Source organism: Candidatus Thiosymbion oneisti (assembly GCF_900092655.1).
GTDB lineage: Bacteria > Pseudomonadota > Gammaproteobacteria > Chromatiales > Chromatiaceae > Thiosymbion > Thiosymbion oneisti.
In genome coordinates, this window is record NZ_FLUY01000574.1 from 1 (window position 1) to 2,479 (window position 2,479).

The following is a 2,479-nucleotide window of genomic DNA, read 5'->3' on the forward strand; positions in this document are numbered from 1 at the left end:
CGAAGCGCGCGAATCGGCGCGAACAAGATCCCTCCCTTCGGTTCGGGATGACAATTTCGTGAGGATTCGCGTGATTCATAGTTTTTCTTCCTTTTTGTCGACCAGTAACGCTTAACTTAATGGCATTGGGTTACCCACCCCTTGCTCAATGTGTATCACACAACTATTGGCGGCCGAACAGTTTTATTAGATTGCACGCAGACATTATTGCATGCGTATGCGGGCAGTCTAGCACAGTAACTTCCTGTCGGCGTCCCCCTGCTTCCCGGCATCGCTTGCGGAGCTAACGGATGAGCAGGCAGCGAGCTCGTTGCAATGAGCGGCGCGGAACGTAAAACTCCCTGACTAGGTAGTTTCATCCAAACAGCGCAAGAACACGTCAGGGGTACCTAGGGACACCCCCCCTGTGATTGCCCTATCCGAGGGCAGGCACGGGGCCTGTCCCTATCCGCTCGCGCTCTAGCCAGGTCTGATTGAGTATGGGAAAATAACCCGATGGCTCCGATGAGGCCGCGGAATCGCTCCTACCACCAGAGGGTTTCCCTCCGCGCAGCTGGAAGCCGGTAGCTGGCGACCGGTAGCTATTAGATGTGCCAAGGCCATGTTTTCGAGTGGATTCAAGCGTCTGCCCTCCCCCGCCGGCGCTTCGGTTTGTCTTGCTGCGGGCGTGTTTTGGCGACCTCCCCATCCGAGATCGCCAGGATCAAGCCCAGGGTGAAAAAGGCGACGAGCAGACTGCTTCCACCTTGGCTGATGAAGGGGAGTGTGATACCGGTCAAGGGGATGAATTTGGTGACGCCGCCGATATTGAGGAAGGTCTGGGTCGCGGTGACCGTCGTCAGTCCGAGGCCCAGCAGCATCCCGAATGGAGGGCCGGTCCGGCCCGCGATCCGCAGCCCGCGTGCGAAGAGGATCAGATAGAACACGACCACCGCCGCGCAGCCGAAAAAGCCCAGCTCCTCGCCGATCACCGAATAGATGAAATCCGACTCGGCGATGGGGGTATATTCCGGGTTGCCGCGCCCGAAGCCCTCTCCCCACAGCCCGCCGGAATACATCCCGGACAGGCCCTGCAGGATCTGCCAGCCGGTGCCGGTGGGATCATCGAAGGGTGCCTGCCAGGCCTGAATGCGTCTTTGCCCGTGAGCGAACAGGGTGAGCATCAGATAGCCCACCCCCGTCGCAGCGAGGATACCGTAGACCAAATAGCCCCAGCGGGCGGTACCGGCGACCAGCAGCACCAAGAGGGCGACGCTGAGGATGATGAACATCCCCAGGTCCCGTTGCAGCAACAGCAGTCCCGCCAGTAGGGCCCAGAATCCCAGCAGGGGCAGCAGTGCCCCGAACGGCGGTATCAGCCACGGCGGTACCGGCCACGGGTGCCCCCAATTACCCAGGGCCTTGGCGTCCCGGTCGATGAGGCCGGCCAGGAACAGGAGCACCGTTATCTTGAGCAGCTCGGTAGGTGTGATAAAGCCCAGCGCATAAACAGCGCCGCGGAATCGCTGCCCCGTGATCAGCACGCCCGCCAAGAGGACCAGGGACAGCCCCGCCCAGACCCAGGGCCACGCGGCGAGCCGCCGATAGCGCCCCCGCATCCCGGCGATACAGACCGCCAGCATGACCAGGACCCCGCCGGGAAAGATAAAACGCACGTTTGCCCACCGATCGGCACCCTCGAAGGCGCCCAGCCGATACTGGGCGAGCAGCCCAAGCCCGGACAGAAAGGCCGCCACGACCGGCAGCATCTGATCACCGCGGAATTGGAACAGCACCAGGGTCAGATGGATCACTAGCAGGCTCGCTGCGTAGGTGAGCAGGGGCAGGAGATCCAACAGCCCGAGCCGGCGGCCCGCCGCTTGACCCGAACCTAGTACCATTAGAAAGCCCAGTGCGACCAAGAGCAGGCAACCGGCCAGCAATTGCCGCTCCGGCCGCCGTAGCTCCCACACCCCGACCCCTCCGGCGGATGCCGCCGTCACCGTCTTAGCACCATACTGAACCGCTCTACGCTGACCACTTGAAAATTTACCACTACCCAGGGTCGCGCCTATCAGGACAAAATATGCTTTCGTATCTCATTATGGAGTCCAACAAGATGGCAGACAAAATTCCCGTTGTGGTAGGCGATACCGAATCCCCTTCAAACGTCCTCGGCTTAGGGGATCAGGTTGAACGACAGATTGCCGAAATCGATGTCGATACCCTCAAGCGGTCTCTCAGCAGGCTGACCGGCCAACTGGATTCACTCTTCCAAGACCTCAAGGCCGTCGGTAGCTTCAAGCTGGACCAAGTGGAGGTCAGCCTGGAGATAAGCGCCCAGGGGGGCGTGGCATTGATCGGTACCGCCAAGGCGGGGGCGAAGGGGGCCATCAGACTGACCTTCAGCCGGGGGTAAGCAGCCTAGGGGGTGTTCTCAAACGAACCGCACCGAAGAACCACGGATGGACACAGATAAACACGGATCACAATCGGTGTT

Annotated in this window: 2 protein-coding genes; one reads left to right on the forward strand and one right to left on the reverse strand. The window is 60.8% G+C overall.

Features of this window, described 5'->3' with window-relative positions; all coding sequences use genetic code 11:
- Positions 1-617: 617 nt before the first annotated feature.
- Positions 618-1,982 (reverse strand): FtsW/RodA/SpoVE family cell cycle protein, encoded by a 1,365-nt coding sequence (locus BQ17_RS06130; protein ID WP_256091494.1) that lies wholly within the window; start codon positions 1,980-1,982, stop codon positions 618-620.
- A 116-nt stretch (positions 1,983-2,098) separates the two neighbouring features.
- Here BQ17_RS06130 and BQ17_RS06135 point away from each other — a divergent pair, with 116 nt between their 5' ends.
- The gene (locus BQ17_RS06135) at positions 2,099-2,398 is read left to right on the forward strand and encodes a Pepco domain-containing protein (RefSeq protein WP_141699132.1); all 300 of its coding nucleotides are present in this window, start codon (positions 2,099-2,101) and stop codon (positions 2,396-2,398) included.
- The last annotated feature ends 81 nt before the right edge of the window (positions 2,399-2,479 follow it).